General features: G+C 67.3%; 17 protein-coding genes. 10 read left to right on the top strand and 7 right to left on the bottom strand.

What is annotated here, in order from left to right; genetic code table 11:
• Nucleotides 1-85: 85 nt before the first annotated feature.
• The gene (locus tag SA2016_RS00450) at nucleotides 86-799 is read right to left on the bottom strand and encodes a response regulator transcription factor (RefSeq protein ID WP_084249196.1); all 714 of its coding nucleotides are present in this window, start codon (nucleotides 797-799) and stop codon (nucleotides 86-88) included.
• A 149-nt stretch (nucleotides 800-948) separates the two neighbouring features.
• Between SA2016_RS00450 and SA2016_RS22455 the strand changes: the two genes are divergently transcribed.
• The 3 genes from SA2016_RS22455 to SA2016_RS22025 all read left to right on the top strand — a co-directional run bounded on the left by SA2016_RS22455 (nucleotide 949) and on the right by SA2016_RS22025 (nucleotide 1,723).
• Nucleotides 949-1,140: a PDDEXK nuclease domain-containing protein gene (locus SA2016_RS22455; RefSeq protein ID WP_066494226.1), complete on the top strand. Its 192-nt coding sequence runs from the start codon at nucleotides 949-951 to the stop codon at nucleotides 1,138-1,140.
• Between the two features lie 125 nt (nucleotides 1,141-1,265).
• Nucleotides 1,266-1,601 (top strand): recombinase family protein, encoded by a 336-nt coding sequence (locus SA2016_RS22030; protein ID WP_257125842.1) that lies wholly within the window; start codon nucleotides 1,266-1,268, stop codon nucleotides 1,599-1,601.
• Nucleotides 1,598-1,723 (top strand): recombinase family protein, encoded by a 126-nt coding sequence (locus tag SA2016_RS22025; RefSeq protein WP_257125873.1) that lies wholly within the window; start codon nucleotides 1,598-1,600, stop codon nucleotides 1,721-1,723. The genes SA2016_RS22030 and SA2016_RS22025 overlap by 4 nt, the downstream gene beginning before the upstream one ends.
• A gap of 354 nt (nucleotides 1,724-2,077) precedes the next feature.
• Here SA2016_RS22025 and SA2016_RS21195 read toward each other — a convergent pair whose 3' ends face one another.
• From SA2016_RS21195 to SA2016_RS00415, 6 genes are all read right to left on the bottom strand, one after another.
• On the bottom strand, nucleotides 2,078-2,302 hold the full coding sequence (locus SA2016_RS21195) for a hypothetical protein (RefSeq protein ID WP_141305459.1): 225 nt from the start codon (nucleotides 2,300-2,302) through the stop codon (nucleotides 2,078-2,080).
• Nucleotides 2,303-2,453: 151 nt separating this feature from the next.
• Nucleotides 2,454-3,776 carry an aspartate aminotransferase family protein gene (locus tag SA2016_RS00435; RefSeq protein WP_066494224.1) on the bottom strand — a complete coding sequence of 441 codons (1,323 nt, stop codon included), beginning with the start codon at nucleotides 3,774-3,776 and terminating at the stop codon, nucleotides 2,454-2,456.
• An 80-nt stretch (nucleotides 3,777-3,856) separates the two neighbouring features.
• Complete coding sequence (locus SA2016_RS00430) at nucleotides 3,857-4,255, bottom strand: GlcG/HbpS family heme-binding protein (protein WP_066494222.1); 399 nt, start codon at nucleotides 4,253-4,255, stop codon at nucleotides 3,857-3,859.
• Between the two features lie 69 nt (nucleotides 4,256-4,324).
• Nucleotides 4,325-5,278 (bottom strand): phosphotransferase, encoded by a 954-nt coding sequence (locus tag SA2016_RS00425; protein ID WP_066494219.1) that lies wholly within the window; start codon nucleotides 5,276-5,278, stop codon nucleotides 4,325-4,327.
• 11 nt (nucleotides 5,279-5,289) lie between these two features.
• Nucleotides 5,290-6,417 (bottom strand): N-methyl-L-tryptophan oxidase, encoded by a 1,128-nt coding sequence (gene solA / locus SA2016_RS00420; protein ID WP_084249195.1) that lies wholly within the window; start codon nucleotides 6,415-6,417, stop codon nucleotides 5,290-5,292.
• A gap of 39 nt (nucleotides 6,418-6,456) precedes the next feature.
• Entirely contained in the window at nucleotides 6,457-7,074 is a 618-nt protein-coding gene (locus tag SA2016_RS00415) for a TetR/AcrR family transcriptional regulator (RefSeq protein ID WP_066494218.1), read from the bottom strand.
• Nucleotides 7,075-7,314: 240 nt separating this feature from the next.
• On the opposite strand from SA2016_RS00415, the gene SA2016_RS00410 reads away from it, so the two are divergent.
• The 7 genes from SA2016_RS00410 to SA2016_RS21190 all read left to right on the top strand — a co-directional run bounded on the left by SA2016_RS00410 (nucleotide 7,315) and on the right by SA2016_RS21190 (nucleotide 15,628).
• Nucleotides 7,315-8,163, top strand: a complete 849-nt coding sequence (locus tag SA2016_RS00410; protein ID WP_066494215.1) for a tyrosine-protein phosphatase — start codon at nucleotides 7,315-7,317, stop codon at nucleotides 8,161-8,163.
• A gap of 14 nt (nucleotides 8,164-8,177) precedes the next feature.
• Nucleotides 8,178-9,629: an APC family permease gene (locus tag SA2016_RS00405; RefSeq protein ID WP_066494214.1), complete on the top strand. Its 1,452-nt coding sequence runs from the start codon at nucleotides 8,178-8,180 to the stop codon at nucleotides 9,627-9,629.
• 141 nt (nucleotides 9,630-9,770) lie between these two features.
• Complete coding sequence (locus SA2016_RS00400) at nucleotides 9,771-10,598, top strand: SDR family NAD(P)-dependent oxidoreductase (RefSeq protein ID WP_066494213.1); 828 nt, start codon at nucleotides 9,771-9,773, stop codon at nucleotides 10,596-10,598.
• A 163-nt stretch (nucleotides 10,599-10,761) separates the two neighbouring features.
• Complete coding sequence (locus SA2016_RS00395; protein ID WP_066494212.1) at nucleotides 10,762-12,180, top strand: aldehyde dehydrogenase family protein; 1,419 nt, start codon at nucleotides 10,762-10,764, stop codon at nucleotides 12,178-12,180.
• A gap of 442 nt (nucleotides 12,181-12,622) precedes the next feature.
• A complete protein-coding gene (locus tag SA2016_RS00390) occupies nucleotides 12,623-13,684 on the top strand; it encodes a phosphotransferase enzyme family protein (RefSeq protein WP_066494210.1) in 1,062 nt (353 codons plus the stop codon).
• A 146-nt stretch (nucleotides 13,685-13,830) separates the two neighbouring features.
• Complete coding sequence (locus SA2016_RS00385; RefSeq protein WP_066494208.1) at nucleotides 13,831-15,423, top strand: amidohydrolase; 1,593 nt, start codon at nucleotides 13,831-13,833, stop codon at nucleotides 15,421-15,423.
• Nucleotides 15,424-15,457: 34 nt separating this feature from the next.
• A complete protein-coding gene (locus SA2016_RS21190; RefSeq protein WP_157089095.1) occupies nucleotides 15,458-15,628 on the top strand; it encodes a hypothetical protein in 171 nt (56 codons plus the stop codon).
• Nucleotides 15,629-15,677: the final 49 nt, after the last annotated feature.

Below are 15,677 nucleotides of genomic sequence, written 5' to 3'. Positions count from 1 at the left end.
CACGTCAACCCTTGTCCTGCCGGGCCTACCTTGGCCGTGAGTCTAGAGCAATGATTGCGTTCCCGCAATCAATGAGCGGGTCGGGCTACTGCGGCTCTCCCGCGGGGAGTCGCGGCTCTCCCTCCGGAGGCCGCTCTCCCTCGGGAAGGCGCGGCGCCAGTCCCGGCCCGGCGTAGCGTGCGATGTCCGGTGCTGGCCGGTATCCGAGCTTGGCCAGGAGGGACGAGAGTCGGCCAGCGAGCCGCTCCTGCGGCAGATTGAGTGCTTCGCCGATCTGCGCATTGCTCAGGCCCTGCAGCATCAGGGACAGGAGCTCTCCTTCGGCCCTGGTGCACCTGAGGGCTGCGTCCACGGCCAGCGCGCCACGAGCGGCGTGGGCAGCCTCCGACGAGTAGAGCTGCTCCCCCGCGGCGACCTGCCTGAGCTTCTCCGGGAGCCCGTCGGCGCTGGCCTTCTGCAGGACATACCCGGGCGCACCCGCCAGGACCGCGCTGCGCAGCGCCTTGCCCTCGTCATAGGTGGTCAGGGTCAGGCACCTGGTCCCTGGCGCAGCCGACCGCAGCGCCCGGCATGCTTCGATCGAGGTCCCGTCCGGCAGACGGTTCTCAACGAGCACCACTGCCGGCGCAGCCTCCGGCACAGCAGTGAGTGCTCCTGCGATGCTCTCCGCCTCCCCGACCACCTCGAAGCCCTCCTGCTCCAGGAGGTCCGCCAGGCTCCTCCTGACGAGGGCGTGCCCACTGAGGAGGAACACCCGAACGGCCCGGCGCCGTGCTTCCGTGCCTTCTGAACCGCACATATGAGCACTCCTGGAAATCCGGCGGACACTGTGGCGCTGCGAGAGCGATGCAGTATTCAAACACAGGGTCCCAGACGGATCCGACCGCCACCAGAGGCAGTCCGCTCAGCCCATGACCTGATGGCTGACCCACCGCTCCAGGGAGGGCGGTGCCAGACTCTGATCTGACCCGGCAGCTGGCCAAGGACCCCTACAACCTCGACTTCCTCGGCCTGACGATCGAGGCGGCGGAACGGGAACTGGAGCAGGCCCTCACCGACCACATCGTGGGGACCCTCCGCGAGCTGGGGTCTTCGAGCTCAAGACTGGCAAGTTCCAGCCCGAGTTCACCGGGACGCTGAACTTCTACGTGGCCCTCGTCGATAACCAGCTCCGCAGGACTACATGGCCCCGTCCGTGGGGATCCTCGTGCACTGGCGGGACTACCTGGGTTCCAAGAAACACCAGTTTTGGCCTTTGACTGGGCATGGCGCGACTTGGGTATGCGCGGGTGAGCTCGGCGGAGCAGGACACCGCTCTGCAGATCCGGGACCTCGAGGCCGCGGGGTGCGAGCGGATCTACCGCGACCACGGCGTCAGCGGGACGCGGGCCAGCCGGCCTGAGCTGGACAGGATGCTCGACCGCCTGAGCCGAGGCGACGAAGTTATCGTGTGGAAGCCCCACCGGCTCGGGCGCAACACCCGCAACCTTCTCGAACTGCTCAACACCTTCAAGGCCAAAGGCATCAAGTTCCGCTCTCTGCGCGACGGCATCACCACCGACCCGGACACAGAGCTGGGTGGCGCCATGGCCAAGGAATAATCACCATCATCTCGGCCTTCGCGCAGCTCGAACGCGACCAGCTCTCCGAGCGCACCAAGGCCGGCATGGCCGCGGCGAAGTCACAGCCGAGGACCCGAGGGTCAAGCGGGCCCGTGAGCTGAAGGCCCAGGGGCTCAGGCCCGCTGACATCGGACGGGGCATCGGGGTCGGCCGGGATACTGTGTACCGATACCTGAGTCTCGAACGCAGCTGACCCCGGATCGTGCCATTGGCCGCCAGCGTCCGTCTTCACGCGTCGCCAGATGCACAGGCGCGCTGACGGGTGCGCGACAACGTTTCGTGTTTGGCACAGGGGGTGCTCGGGTGGGCCAGCCAGCCCAAGCCCCGGCAGGATGGCTTTGAGCGGCGTCGGACTGCTCAGTCCTAACGCGGACATTCGGAATGAGCCGTGCGGCAACGGTGGGCTCCTCACCTCTGCGGCGCCGATCAAGGGAGCCGGATCCCGTCGGTGGAGGCTAGGCCCAGATCTCGAAGCTGTCGTCTCCGATCAGGATGTACCGGCGCTGATTGACCCCGTCGGGAGCGATCCAGAAGCCGGACTGGTCGGGCATGACGGTTTCGACTCTTCCCGCGTGGATCGTTGTGCCGCCGGTGCGCAGCTCGATCCGGTCTCCGGCATTGGGCGTCCAGTGGCAGTGTCGTCGCCGCGCTGGCTGCGGTGGGCTGGTCTGTTCGATCATGATGGCTCCGGTAGCTGTGCGTCGTCTCCGCGGACCGAGGCGGATCGTGCCCGTGGTTGCGGTGCGGTCAGCGTGTGACCTGCACGCACGGCGGGGCGCCGGCCTGGGCTGCCGCTGTCTGTTCTTCTTCTGGATTCGGGCTTACGTCCGGTCAGTCTGCGTTCTGGGCTTCAAGAGCGAGCCGTACGCGGTCGAGCATGAGTTCGGCATGGTGGCGTTCGAAGACGAGGGGCGGCCGCATCTTCAGCACATTGTCGTGGCGGCCGATTCGGCCGATGAGGACTCCCCTGTCGCGGAGGTCTTCGACGATCGCATTGGTGGTCTCGGGGTCTGGCTCTGAGTCGGTCGGCCGGACGATCTCTAACCCGAAGAACAGCCCGCTTCCCCTGACGCTCTTGATGCGGGGGTTGTCTAGGGCGAGTGCGCGGAGTTCGCGGTTGATGAACCGTCCGAGGCGGCGGGTGTTGTCCAGCAGGTTCTGGTCTTCCATGACCTGCAGGACGGCCAGCCCGGCAGAGGCAGAGACAGGGTTTCCGGCGAAGGTGTTGAAGTACGTGTTGTTCTCGCCGAACTCCTCCATGAGGGCTGCGGACGTCACGGCTGCCCCGACGGGGTGGCCGTTGCCCATGGGCTTGCCGAGGGTGACCAGGTCCGGCGTCGTTCCGTACATCTGGTGCCCCCACATATGGGCTCCGATGCGTCCGAGTCCTGACTGGACTTCGTCGGCGATGACCAGGCCGCCCGCAGCGTGGACTCGCTCAGCGACAGCCTCGATGTAGCCGCGTGGGGTCTTCAGCAGGCCCTCGGTGGAGAAGATTGGGTCGAACAGGATCGCTGAGAGCCCGTGTCCGCTCTGTTCGAGGGAGGAGATGGCCGCGTCGACCTCGGCGAGTGCCTGTGCGAGGAGCCGTTTCTCCTTGGCGGGGGTGAGGCCGAAGGCGTCGGGGATCGTCAGCGTACGCACATGTGGACCGAGGGGTTCCTTCACCCTGAGCGCCGTGGTCAGTTCTGCCAGGCTGGTGGTGTTGCCGTGGTAGCTGTGGTCGGAGATCAGGATTCCGGTGTTTCCGGTGTGCTGCCTGGCGATGCGCAGGGCGAGTTCGTTGGCCTCCGATCCGCTGTTGGTGAAGAAGACGCGGTCGAGGGGCTCGTCGAAGGTCGCCAGGAGCTTCTCTGCGTACTCCACTACCCGGCTGTGCAGATAGCGGGTGTGCAGGTTGACCTTGAGCAGCTGTGCTGTGATGGCTTCGCGGACCGCCGCGTTGGAGTGTCCCACGTGGGGGACGTTGTTGTAGACGTCGAGGTAGGTCTTCCCTGCAGCGTCGTGGACCCAGACGCCCTCTCCCTCGACGATCTCCAGCGGCTCTGTGTAGAACAGCGGGGAGTGGCTGCCGAGGGTCCTTCCGCGCCTTTCCAGCAGGGAGTGCTCCGGGGGCGCCCCGGTTGTCTGGACTGCGGTGGTTTCGAGTGTCATGGCTTTCCTCAGGTGACGGGGTGGAGTGCGGTGGGCGGCGGTGACCGGCGCGTGGAGCGGGCCGGTCACCGCGCCGGCGCTCAGAGCGCCGCGGCGCCCGCGCTTGCGACGGAGTGGTCGTCCTCGACCGTGCTTCCGCTCACTCCGATCGCTCCGACGACCACGCCGTCCTTGAGCAGCGGGATTCCTCCGGGGAAGGTGATGAGGCCGCCGTTGGAGACCTCGATGTTGAAGAGGGGCTCTCCGGGCTGGGAGAGGGTGCCGAGGTCCCCGGTGGGCATGTCGAAGTAGCGTGCCGTCCGGGCCTTCTTGACGGCGATGTCGATGCTGCCGAGCCAGGCCCCGTCCATCCGGGTGAAGGCCTTCAGGTTTCCTCCTGCATCGACCACCGCGATGTTCATCTTGGTCTGCGCTTCCAGGGCCGCCTCGTGGGCGGCCTGGAGGACCTGCCGGGCTTCGTTGAGAGAGATGTCCGTCATTTGGGTACTCCTTGAGTGGTGGTGATCAGATGTCGTGCCGGCCCGGGGGCCGAGGCGTTGCAGAGGGGCCTAGACCAGGGCGCCGGGCTTGGCTGCCTGCTCGATGGCGTGGTGGAAGTCGGCTGTGGTGACGCTGGTGAGCAGTCCTTCCCAGCTGGTCCGGAGTTCGCCTTCGAAGTCCGAGCCCTCGTTGGGATCGGTGTTGCCCAGGGCGGTGATCCACAGGGCGCAGTTCGACCAGTGTGCGACCGTCATGAAGAGCCTGGCCCGGGCCAGCGCTACCGGATTCTCGCTGCCGAAGTAGGCCTGGAAGAGGGCTTGGGACCTCTCGGGGTCGAAGCCGTTGAACGCGGCGACGAAGCCGAGCTCGTACCCGGGGTCGGAGTTGCCGCTGAGGTCCCAGTCGATGATGCGGTAGGGACCCGACGGTGTGGCCTTGACGACGTTGGCGTCCCAGATGTCCAGATGGCACGGGACGAACGCTGCGGGGTCCAGGGCCAGGGTGTGCTCGAGGCGGTCGATGATGCGCTCGATCACCTCGAAGCCGGCGGGGAAGGGGATGCCGCGGGCACGGGCTGCGGCGAACCTTTCCCGGGCGACTTCGAAGGGATTGACTGCGTTGGCGAAGCGGCGCCCGGAGTTGTGGAGGCGCTTGAGTGCGGGGACGAGCCTCTCGATGGCGTCAGGGTCCTCCTGCAGATGGGGGTGGCCGCCGGAGAGGAAGTGCAGGCCGATGCCGGGCGGCTCGGTCGACACCGCGATCACGGGAGCTCCCACTCCCACCTCTGCCGCGGTCCTCGAGTTCTGGAGGACCACCTCGGCCTCGGGACATACTCCGACCGAGGTCCAGTAGTTGTTCCATACCTTCACGACACAGCTGCGGTCGTTGCCCTCGACCCGGTAGTTCTTGTGCGCGTTCCCGCCGGAGAGCGGGTAGGCGATGATGTCCGTCCATCCCGGGGTGGCGGAGAGGATCGTGCGGATGATCTCGAGCTCGTGCTCGGAAACGGTGGCCGTGGTCATGGTCTGCTCCGCTAGGCCCTGGCCGCGGCGAAGCGCGAGGGCAGGAACAGGTCGGTGTCGGGACGGGGGACCTCGTCGACGTGGTCAGCCAGCATCTCGCCCACCGCGGGTGCGTACCGGAACCCGCGGCCCATGTCGCCGGTGCCGATGACGACCCTCGAGGACTGGGGGTGCTGGCCGATCACCCAGTGCCCGTCCTCCACTTCGGCCCACATGCACACCGTGGTGGACTGAGGTTCGGGGTCGATGCCGGGCATCCGCTCTCGGAGCACCTGGAGGATCCTCTCGAGGTCACCGGGCCGCAGGTCCTGGGTGAGGTCTTCGGGGTCGATCCAGTCTTCTTTCCCGGGAACGGAGAACTTCCAGTCCCCGTTGGGCTCCGAGCAGCCGTAGGCCGGCGCCTCGGTGGATCCCGGCGGCTTGGCGAAGTACACGGCGGGCAGGGCCGGCCCCGGCTGGCGGAAGTTGGCCAGGACCTGGCGGGCGACCTTGTACGGCAGGTCCAGCTGCAGCAGGTGGTTGGCCCTGGATCCGACCGCGACCACGAGCTTGTCGGCGGTGTACCGGCCCTGATCGGTCCGGACGAGGACCCCCGAGGGGGTCTCGTCCCACTCCAGGACCTCTTCACCGGTGCGCAGGACGGCACCGTGGCGGCGGGCCTCCGTCTGGAGGCCGCGGATCCCCGGCTCGACCAGCGCGACCGTCCCGTTCGGCTCCCACACGGCGACCTCGGCCCCGGAAACCTGGGCCCACGGGAATCGACGGCGCGCGGCGGCTGCGTCGATGGCGTCGAATTCGAAGTCGGAGGCCTGCAGGGATCCGATGGTCCTGTCGAACCACAGCGAGCCGGGCTCGCCCACGAACAGTGTCCCGGTCCGGTTCAGGATCTGTGTCCCGGTCTCGGCGGCTACACGGTCCCAGAGCTCGAACGTCCGCTTGGTGAAGGCGGTGTACTGCTCGCCGGCGCTGCTGGACTGGCGTGCCAGACGGGTCGCGCCCCCGTGCGAGCCCTCCTTGTGGGGCGGGGTGAACTTGTCCAGCGCCAGTACCGACTTCCCGCGGCTGGACAGGTGCCATGCGGCAGCCGAGCCCCACGGGCCCAGGCCGACGACGATGACGTCATAGTGCTCTTGAGACATTTCGTTCCTCCATGGTTGGTGGGCGGACGTGCCCGCGGGTCAGACCGCCGCCCGTTGAAGAAGACCGTCGACGAGCCAGCGGATCGCTTCGATGAGCTGCTCCGACTTCTCGGGCTCGAGCGCCGCCGTGGCGCCGGCGTTGCGTATGGCCCCCACGAGGGTGGCGGCCAGGGCTTCGACGGGGGCCTCCTCGGGGAGCCGGCCGGCGGCCTTGGCGGCGCTGAGGTCCCGCGAGATGAGGGACTGGAACGACCTCGAGGTCGAGCCCATCACCTGCGAGACCACAGGCACCACATCGGGACCCATGACCCCGTAGAAGCGGCCCTCTGGTTCCCGGGTGGCCTGGACGAGCGCCGTCGCCAGCGCAGCGATCCGCGCTGCTGGGTCCTCGACGCCCTCCCGGAGCGTGACGCCCTGGACGTACACCGCGTCGGCGACGCGCTGGTAGACCTCCTGCACGATCTCCTCGCGGCCGCCCGGGAAGTGGGCATAGATCGTGCCCCGGGAGACCCCGCTGCCGCGGCCGAGCGCCTCCACCGTGGTTTCGCCGTAACCCTCCGTGCCGAGGAGCACAGCGGCCGCATCGAGGATGTCCCCCCGCGTCCGCAGGCGGTTCCGTTCCCGCAGCGGCAGCGGCTTGTCAGTGTTCTCGCTCATGGTCTCCCCAGCTCCTTCCGGCCCCGCTGTCGCGGGCAGCCACCTGTGTCCTGCAACACATCTTTGCACGATGGGTACCGATTCTGAACGTGTCGTACAGAGTCTGGACCGCTGAGTCCGAGGAGTCGTCTTGGGTCCCTGAAAAGATTGAACAACACGTCCAGCGTTAGGACAAGAGGTTCGAACTCTATATTTTTTGCCCTCTTGTTAGACGGAGGATTCCGTGTTTAGCCTATGAGTATGAACGAGGTCACACTCGCAGCCACCCGAGACGGGCTGCGGCTCGAGGGAGTCCGGAACTTCCGCGACCTCGGCGGCATGCCGGCGGCGGGAGGCCTAGCCGTCCGCCGAGGAGTCCTCTTCAGGAGCGGGCACCTCGGCCGCGTTTCCGCAGCCGACCGGCAGAAGCTGGACGAGCGTGGTGTCCGATTCATCGACCTCCGGCAGGCATGGGAAGCCGAGATCGAGGACCGGGTTGGCCCGCTGGGCCCGGGTACCGCCTCATACGGACGCCCCGCCGAGGGTGGCCTGGAGCAGGACGCACCGCTCTGGACGGCCATCCGGCGAGGACAGGCCGAACAGGCCGCCGCCCTCGTGGCGGACGCGGGAGCGGAAGAGGCCATGATCCGCCTCTATTCCGCCGACATCGCAGGCGATCCGGCACCCTATGCGGGATTCCTGGCCTCATTGGTCCGCGGCAGCCTTCCCGCGGTGGTCCACTGCTCCGCAGGAAAGGACCGCACCGGCTGGGCCGTTGCCGTCCTCCTGACCGCTCTCGGCACTCCCGAAGTGGCCATCCTCGAGGACTACGCCCTGAGCTCACTGCCGGCCAACCAGTACGTCCTCCGGACCCCGGCCGGTCACGCTGTCCCGATCGAAGGGACCACCAAGGATCGGCTCGATCCACTGCTGGAAGCACGGCCTGCCTATCTGCAGGCCGCCTGGAAGAGCGTGGAGCGGACCTGGGGATCACGCAATTCCTACCTCGAGCACGGCCTGGGGATCACACCCCCGGTCCTCGCCGCGCTCAGAACAAGGCTGCTCGACGGCGAGACAGCCCAGTGCACCAACCCCTTTCCCTATGAATGAGAGAGCGACAGACGATGCTCGAAAGCACTAACTCGGACGCCCCGCGCATGGACGCGCACCAGGCCGCCCGCCCGGCAGAGGCCGGCCACCTCCGGCGCAACAAGCTCGGCGTCTTCTCCGTGGCCTTTTTCGTGGTCGCCGCCGCCGCCCCGGTGGCAGCCATTGTCGGAGCAGCCCCCGTCATCTTCGCGGCAGTCGGCCCCGCCACTCCCCTGGTCTACGCGATCACCGCCCTGCTGATCGCCCTCTTCGCAGTCGGATACCTGCGCATGAGCCGGTACATCACCAATGCCGGCGGATTCGTCGCATACATCGCCAAGGGCCTCGGGCGGTCCTGGGCGACGGCCGGGGCCGGGATCGCCGTCCTGACGTACCTGAGCCTGCAGGTCGGCCTGTGGTCGCAGTTCGGAGTCTTCGCAGGACAGCTGCTCAAGACCCTCACCGGCCTCGACATCCCGCCGCTCGCCCTCATCCTGGTCCTGCTGGCCGCGGCCACGGCACTGACAATGGGCGGAATCGACGCAAGCGTCCGCGTGCTCGGAGTCCTCATCCTGGGTGAGACGGCCGTCGTCGCGGTCCTCGTCGGATCACTGATCGCCAAGCACGGCTGGGGCGTCTTCACGTTCGCCGGCTTCACCTCCGCCAACCTCTTCGGCCCCGGCCTGGGCATCGCGCTCCTCTTCGCGTTCCTCTGCTTCACCTGCTTCGAGGCGACCGTCGTCTTCTCGGAGGAGGCCGTCAACCCCCGCAAGACCATCCCCAGGGCGCTCTACCTCGTGATTGCCTTCGTCGGGCTCTTCTTCACCATCTCGACCTGGGCCATCGGAGGTGCCGTCGGCACCGATGCCGTCCAGCAGGCGGCGACCCAGGACCCCGCCGGCTTCATCTTCGACCTCGCCGCCTCAAGCGGCGGCGATGCCCTGAGCATGGCCCTGCAGATCCTCGTCGTCACCAGCTACCTGGCCATGCTCCTGGGCCTGACCAACATGTTCTCCCGCTACCTCTTCGCCCTCGGCCGGGCAGGAGTGCTGCACGCGTCCCTGGCTGACGTCTCGCGCAAGGGCGCACCCGCCAAGGCCGGGCTCTACAACGGCATCGTGATCGCCGCAGTCGTCTCCGCCTTCCTGCTCGCCGGCAGCGACCCGCTCGCCGTGTTCGCCTGGTTCAGCGCACTGGGAACCGGCGCCTTCATCACGATCCTCATCCTCACCTCGGTAGCCGTGATCGCCTTCTTCGTCCGCATCCCCGAGGAGACCGGGCTCTGGGCGACCAGGATCGCGCCCGCACTCTCGGTCGTGGTCTTCGTCTACATCGGATACCTCACCTTCGACAACTACGACTCACTGCTGGGGGCCGGCAACGGCGCCGCGGAATGGCTGCTTGTCCTGATCCCCGTCGTCGTCGCAGCAGGCATCCTGCTCGGCCGCGCCAAGCCGCAGATCGACTACGCGGCAGAAGTCATCTGAAAGAACGCGGGGCCAGACAGGCGGCCCGAGGCCCCCGGCCCGCGACATCAGTCACGGCCCTCTGGGTTCTCCCCACCGGGCCGCCCCCTCCCCGACAGGCCTTCACGGGCCACAACCGCAAGCCAAGGAGCACCTGAAGCAATGACCGAAGAACGCCGAAGAGTGGCCATCGTGACCGGCGGAGGAAGCGGGATCGGTGCCAGCACAGCAGCCGTCCTGCGTGACCAGGGCTGGGAAGTCGTCATCTGCGGCCGACGGCCGGAGGCCCTGCAGGCAGTCGCCGAACGCACCGGCGCTGTCGCAAGGGTGGCCGACATGGACTCGCCCGCAGACATCAGGAAGCTCGTCGCCGGAACTGTCGAGCAGTTCGGACGGCTCGACGGCGTGGTGCTCAATGCCGGCATCGTGCGGGCCGGCGCCGTGCAGGACCTCAGCGACGAGGACTGGGACGCCATGGTCGCCACGAACCTGACCGCACCCTTCCAGCTCGCCAGGGCAGCCCTGCCGCACCTGGCCTCGACGGGCGGCTGCCTCGTCGGGGTCTCCTCGGCAGCCGCGCTGCGGGCAACCAGCGGCATTGCCGGCTACAACGCCACAAAGGCAGGCCTGACCATGCTGATGCAGTCGGTGGCAGTGGACTACGGCCCTCTCGGCGTGCGCGCCAACATCGTGTGCCCAGGGTGGACCCGCACGGAGATGGCCGACGCGGAGATGACCGAGCTCGGTGCCTCCATCGGAGTCACGAGGGACGAGGCCTACGAGATGGCCACCGCGTTCGCACCCTGCCGACGGGCCGCCGATCCCAGCGAGATCGGACAGGTCATCGGATGGCTGCTCTCCCCGGCCGCGTCCTACCTCAACGCTGCCGTGATCCCGGTCGACGGCGGTCTCATCGCCGTCGAGCCGGGCCAGATCGCCTTCGACGAACGCATCGAATTCCGGTCCCAGATTGAGGAGCCTGCCATCTGACGACGCACCCCACCCATCCCAGCGGCATCACCAGCTGCCCAGATCGCCCCGGCGAACCTCCCGCGTGATCCCGGCAGCGGATGCTGTGGACCACCGCCCCACACCGTCCCGGCCGGCCATCGGTCGGTGACGCTGCGCACCACCTCACAAGCAAGGAAAGACCATGACTGCACAGACTGACCTCAACGACGTCCTGCTGGATGCCATCCAGCCCGCCCATGGCGGCCGGGAGGTGTTCGATCCGGCCACCGGCCAGCCGATCGGCCGCGCCCCGGAGCACAGCGTCGTCGACCTCCAGGAGGCGATCGACGCCGCACGCGCCGCGCAGCCGGCATGGGCAGCCCGCGGGCACGCCGAGCGCATCGGTCTGCTGAACAAGGCTGCCGACGCCATCGAGGCGCACGCCGAGGAGCTGGCCCGGATCCTCTCCCGCGAGCAAGGCAAGCCCCTCAACGGCCCCAACGCCCGCTTCGAAGTCGGCGCCTGCGTCGCCTGGCTCCGCGCCGCGGCCGACACCCCGCTCGAGCCCGAGACGATCGTCGACGACGGCACCACCCACGCAGTCCTGACCTACCGCCCGCTCGGGGTCGTGGGCGCGATCGGGCCCTGGAACTGGCCGATGATGATCACCATCTGGCAGCTCGGCCCGGCCCTGCGCATGGGCAACACCGTCGTCGTCAAGCCCAGCGAGTACACGCCCCTGTCCGTGCTGGCCCTCGTCCACGTGCTCAACCTGGCCCTGCCCCAGGGCGTCCTCGCCGCAGTCTCCGGAGGCCGCGAGGTCGGGGAGGCCCTCGCCGGGCACCCCGGCGTGGACAAGGTCATGTTCACCGGCTCCATCGCCACCGGCAAGGCCATCGTCCGTTCCTCGGCCGAGACCCTCAAGCGCCTCACCCTCGAGCTCGGGGGCAACGACGCCGGCATCGTCCTGCCCGACGCCGACCCCGCCGCGATCGCCGAGGGCCTGTTCTGGGGTGCCTTCATCAACACCGGCCAGACCTGCGCCGCCCTCAAGCGCCTCTACGTCCACGAGGACACCTACGACCAGGTCTGCGACGCGCTCACCGAGTACGCGAAGAACGTCCCCATGGGCGTGGGCCTGGACGAGCAGAACGTCCTGGGCCCGCTGCAGAACAGGGCCCAGTACGAGATCGTCGCCCGCCTGGTCGAGGCCGCCAAGGCCTCCGGCGCCCGCATCCTGCTCGGCGGCAACCCCGCAGGGGACCAGGCCGGCTACTTCTACCCCACCACCTTGGTCGCCGACATCGACAACGACAACCCGCTCGTGGCCGAGGAGCAGTTCGGCCCCGCCCTGCCCATCATCAAGTACTCCACCGTCGAGGAGGCCGTCCAGATGGCCAACGGCCTCGAGGTCGGCCTCGGCGCGTCCGTCTGGTCCAGCGACCGGGAGAAGGCCCGCGAGATCGCCTCCCTCATCGAGGCCGGCACCGTCTGGATCAACGAGCACGGCGCCATCGACCCCCGCGTCCCCTTCGGCGGAGCCAAGCAGTCCGGCTACGGCCTCGAATTCGGCGCCGAAGGGCTCAAGCACCTCGGCCAGCCCCAGATCATCAAGGGCTGACCGTGCACCAATGAGCCGGTAGCACTCCTCCCCCACGCCGGGGATTCCGAACGGAAAACAGCAAGATGCAAGGCCAGGGGGAACCGCGCGGCTCGGCCCTTCAACCGCAGGCGGGGACGCCCGGTGCCGCGGACCACGTGGCGCTTCGCCAAAAAGGGCATCACGGTCCAGACCGGACAGGTCGAGACCGTGATGCCCGACGGTTCCGCATTCTGGATCGCACCCGAAGGTCCGAGCCAGCGTCGCTATGTCGCGGTCGGCGACGAGAACTTCGAGATCTGGCCCCGACAGCGACAACCGGGACCTTGGCGACCGCGATCCACGGCGCTCTGACCCGGCAGGGCCGGGAGCGCCGAAGAAGAAGACCGCCCGCCTCCGCCTCATCCTTTCGGGCGGCTGAGCCCCGAACAACGCTCATCTTGAAACTTGACCAGGAGGATCGATGAAAACACTTGCGCCTGTCGTTGTCGGCACCACCGACGATGAGGGCCGGATCATCGCCGACGAGCACCTCAAGCATCCGGATCCGGAGGAACGAGCTGCCGCAGCGCGTCGGCTCGCCCGCGAGGCGCTCCCAATGATCGGGATCCCCGCTGATTCGCCGCTGCAGGTCCTGCCGGTCTCAGAAAATCTCGTCGTCCGGGTCGCCCCGGACGGCCGGGCGCCACTCGTGCTTCGCATCACTCCTCCCCACGCGCGGACCGATGACGAAATCCGCTCCGAATTGTCTTGGATCGACGCCCTCGACCGCGAGTCCGACGTGAGCGTTGCTGGGGTCATTGCTGCTCCCACGGGCGACTCCCTGCTGAAGGTCACAGACCCCGTGAGCGCCGTCACGGCCTCAGTCGCTGTCTTCCGCAACCTCGAAGGCCATGAGCCTGAAGAGGACGAACTCCCGGCGCTGATGCCCGACCTGGGGCGGATCTCGGCCCTGCTCCACGAGCACAGCTCGAGATGGGCCAGACCTGCCCGGTTCATGCGGGGGAGCTGGGATACCGAGACCGCTTTCGGCAGTCGTCCCATCTGGGGCGACTGGCGAGCTGCGGTCCCGAACCCTGCAGATCGAGCTCATCTGAAGAGGGCCGAGGACCTTCTCGTCGCCCGCCTGCGCTCCTACGGCCGCGGCCCCGACCGGTTCGGGCTGATCCACGCGGACTTGCGGACCGCCAACCTGCTCGTCGACGACGGACACTGCAGCATCATCGACTTCGACGATGCAGGCTTTGGCTGGTGGCTGTACGACCTCGCCACCGCACTGACCTTCTACGAGAACCACCCCCAGCGGGATGCCTTCATCGACTCCTGGCTCACGGCCTACCGCCAAGTGCGTCCCCTGGCAGAAGAGGACATCCTCGAGATTCCCAGCTTGCTGCTCTTCCGCCGCCTTCTGACACTGGCGTTCCTGGGCAACAACCCCACCATCGAGGTCTCCACCAGCATGCTCCCCGGGCTGCCCGAGCAGACCTGTGCACTGGCCGAAGAATACCTTCGCCTCTTCGGATAGCGGTCCACCAGCGCGTCCTGCTGGTACCTCTGCCTGAACCACCTGAGCGGTCGACCCCACTCCCCAGACACACCAGTCCGAGCTGTCTGATGCAGGCAGCTGGAACAAGTCAGGAGCGGATCCCCGAGAAAAAGGAGCAGCACGAAATGTCCCACGCAACGATCTACCACAACGGACACATCTATACCGCCGACGCAGGGGGAACCTGGGCTGAGGCAATCCTCGTCGAGGGCGGACGCATCGCCGCAATCGGGAGGAAAGAGGACGTGCAGGCTGCTGCCCCCGACGGCTGCGAAGCAGTCGACCTCGAGGGCCGAATGGTCATGCCCGGCATCCACGACGCTCACATCCACCTGCTGTTCAGCGGGCTGAAGTTCCGCTACGAGGCGAGGCTCACCCCGATGGCAGACGGCGAACAGGTGGTGAAGGACCTCACCGAGTGCTGCCAAGGACACACGCTCCCCGAACTGCCGGACGGTTGGATCATCGGAGGCGAGATCAATCCGTTGGCCTTCCCTGATAGCCGACCTGACCGTCAGTTCCTCGATCACGCTTTCCCCGACCGGCCAGTCTTCCTCTATGACTACTCCATCCACCACGCGGTGGTGAACAGCAAGGCTCTGGAACTGGCCGGCATCGACGCGGGAACCCCCGACCCGGAAGGAGGCCGCTTCGTCCGACGATCAGACGGGGCCGAACTGACGGGCGAACTGGTCGAGCACGGCACCTGGCCCGTCCAGCGCGTCGTGCCCGACTACCCGCCAGAGGTGTACCGGGATGCCGTGGCATGGGCCACGCACGTCTGCAACGGCGTAGGGATCACCTCTGTTCAGGAAGCGTCTGCAGGATGGCAGGAGCTCCGCGCGCTCAAGGAGCTCGATGAGACAGCCGACCTCAGCCTTCATGTCGCCGCGCATATCGTCTGGCGCGAGGAAGGCTTCGGAATGGCACCGCTCGCCGACTTGGAGCGGCTCATTGATGAACGTGCCACATATTCCAGCAGGCATGTGCGTACCGACTTCGTCAAACTCTGGCTCGATGGCGCTCCCTTGCCTCCCCATTTCACGGAGGCAGGCATGACCGATGGCGAAGTCGACCAGCACAAGATCCTCGTCCCGAACGACGAATTGCTTGCCGCACTCCTGCGGTTCGATCGTGAAGGCCTCCAGATCAAGATCCACTGCGCCGGAACCGGGTCGGTGCGGGTCGCGCTGGACGCATTCAGCGAAGTCCGCCGGATCAATGGACCAGACGGACCAGCCCATGAGATCGCCCACTGCACCTACATCCAAGACGAGGACTACGAGCGGTTCAGACAGCTACGGGTGACCGCGGAGATGTCGCCGGCGATCTGGCACATCCCAGAATTCGATGCCGTGCTCAGCGAAGGCTACCGCTTCGCCTCGCTCCAGAAATCGGGCGCGCCGATGACCGTGGGGTCCGACTGGATCATCACCTCCGACCCCAATCTCTTCCCCGCGCTCCAAGGGATGGTCCAGCGCCAGGGAGAAGCCGTAGACCTCGACTATGCGCTCCGGGCGATGACGATCGAAGGCGCCCGGGCAATTGGACGAGAGAGCGAGCAGGGCTCACTAGAACCGGGGAAATCGGCAGACTTCATCGTGCTGGACCGCAACCTGTTCCAGATCCCGACGGATGAAATCGGTGGAACTCGCGTCCTCCGGACAGTCTTCGAGGGACGAACCGTCTTCACAGACGGGGCGGCAAAGTCGTCCTAATCCCGCCAACCAGCACCCTTCCCGTGTAGCCGAAGTGGGCCGCGAGGGTGCCGCTCGCCTCAGGACCGACACCCTGTCGGTCAACGAACACGTCCTCGCCAACCACCGCGTGCCCTTCGGCGGCGCCAATCAGTCGGGCTACGCCGTCGACTTCGACCTCCAAGGACTCAATCGTCCCCACCAGCCTCGGATCATCAAGGGCTGATCGACCTGCACAAACAGATTCCCCGGGCTCTGGAGATGGAGCCCGGGGA

Source organism: Sinomonas atrocyanea (assembly GCF_001577305.1).
Classification (GTDB): domain Bacteria; phylum Actinomycetota; class Actinomycetes; order Actinomycetales; family Micrococcaceae; genus Sinomonas; species Sinomonas atrocyanea.
This window is presented reverse-complemented; position numbering and strand designations above follow the sequence as displayed.

Bases quoted from the DNA above. Each gene is read 5' to 3' on its own strand.
- SA2016_RS00450 (WP_084249196.1), bottom strand. From the start codon at position 799: ATGTGCGGTTCAGAAGGCACGGAAGCACGGCGCCGGGCCGTTCGGGTG.
- SA2016_RS22030 (WP_257125842.1), top strand. From the start codon at position 1,266: ATGGCGCGACTTGGGTATGCGCGGGTGAGCTCGGCGGAGCAGGACACC.
- SA2016_RS21195 (WP_141305459.1), bottom strand. From the start codon at position 2,302: ATGATCGAACAGACCAGCCCACCGCAGCCAGCGCGGCGACGACACTGC.
- SA2016_RS00435 (WP_066494224.1), bottom strand. From the start codon at position 3,776: ATGACACTCGAAACCACCGCAGTCCAGACAACCGGGGCGCCCCCGGAG.
- SA2016_RS00430 (WP_066494222.1), bottom strand. From the start codon at position 4,255: ATGACGGACATCTCTCTCAACGAAGCCCGGCAGGTCCTCCAGGCCGCC.
- SA2016_RS00425 (WP_066494219.1), bottom strand. From the start codon at position 5,278: ATGACCACGGCCACCGTTTCCGAGCACGAGCTCGAGATCATCCGCACG.
- solA (WP_084249195.1), bottom strand. From the start codon at position 6,417: ATGTCTCAAGAGCACTATGACGTCATCGTCGTCGGCCTGGGCCCGTGG.
- SA2016_RS00415 (WP_066494218.1), bottom strand. From the start codon at position 7,074: ATGAGCGAGAACACTGACAAGCCGCTGCCGCTGCGGGAACGGAACCGC.
- SA2016_RS00410 (WP_066494215.1), top strand. From the start codon at position 7,315: ATGAACGAGGTCACACTCGCAGCCACCCGAGACGGGCTGCGGCTCGAG.
- SA2016_RS00405 (WP_066494214.1), top strand. From the start codon at position 8,178: ATGCTCGAAAGCACTAACTCGGACGCCCCGCGCATGGACGCGCACCAG.
- SA2016_RS00400 (WP_066494213.1), top strand. From the start codon at position 9,771: ATGACCGAAGAACGCCGAAGAGTGGCCATCGTGACCGGCGGAGGAAGC.
- SA2016_RS00395 (WP_066494212.1), top strand. From the start codon at position 10,762: ATGACTGCACAGACTGACCTCAACGACGTCCTGCTGGATGCCATCCAG.
- SA2016_RS00390 (WP_066494210.1), top strand. From the start codon at position 12,623: ATGAAAACACTTGCGCCTGTCGTTGTCGGCACCACCGACGATGAGGGC.
- SA2016_RS00385 (WP_066494208.1), top strand. From the start codon at position 13,831: ATGTCCCACGCAACGATCTACCACAACGGACACATCTATACCGCCGAC.